Raw genomic sequence first — 859 nt, 5'->3', positions numbered from 1 at the left:
CACCGGCACCGGCCGCATGCTCCCGTCCAGCACGTACACCCGCGTGTTTCCCAGCGGCCTGCCCAGCGGCACTGTCGCGGGCGACGTCACCCGGCGCGGCGACTCCACGCGCCCCGCCAGCACGCCCACCGTCGCCTCCGTCGGGCCGTAGTGGTTGTACACCTCGCACTCCGGCGCCAACGCGTGCACCTGCTCCACCAGGCTCCACGACGCCGCCTCTCCTCCCAACACCAACCGCTTCCTCGGCACCACCCGCACCGGCTCCGCCGCGCTCAGCAGCGCCGCGAAGTGCGACGGCACCACCTTCGTGCACTCCACCCCGTGCTTCTCGAAGTACTCCGCGACTCCCGACGGGCTGCTCGCCCGCTCCTGCGTCAAGACGTGCAGCTCGCCGCCCACGCTCAGCGCGGGAAACAGCACCGTGTTCCCCAGGTCCGCCGCCAGCGTCGACACCAGCGCGAAGCTGCGGCACTCCTCCAGCCGCAGCCGCGCTATCGCCGCCTGCACGTAGTTGCTCAACTGCCCGTGCGACACCCCCACGCCCTTCGGACGCCCCGTGCTCCCCGACGTGAACAGCACGTACGCCAACTGCTCGGGCGCCACTGGCACACCCACGCCTGTCACCGGCTGTCCCGCGCGCGCCGCGTCCTCCACCAACACCCGGCGCGCACGCGTCCCTTCGAAGACCGCCGCGTGCCTCGCCTCCGTCACCACCACCCGCGCGCCGACTTCCTCCACCAACGCCCGCAGCCGCGCCTCCGGCTGGCCCGCGTCCAACGGCACGTAGGCGCCTCCTGACTTCAGGATGCCCAGCATCGCCGCCACCCACTCCACGCCTCGCTCCAGGCACAGCCCCACC

At 72.6% G+C, this 859-nt stretch carries 1 protein-coding gene; it reads right to left on the bottom strand.

Going from position 1 to position 859, the window contains the following annotated elements:
• On the bottom strand, positions 1-859 hold an 859-nt coding region (locus HV824_RS35870), incomplete at both ends, for an AMP-binding protein (protein WP_176425279.1).

It is taken from the genome of Myxococcus sp. AM009 (assembly GCF_013372605.1).
GTDB classification, from domain to species: Bacteria; Myxococcota; Myxococcia; order Myxococcales; family Myxococcaceae; genus Myxococcus; species Myxococcus vastator.
Note: the sequence above shows the minus strand (reverse complement) of the source record. Positions and strands in the feature narration are given on the sequence as shown.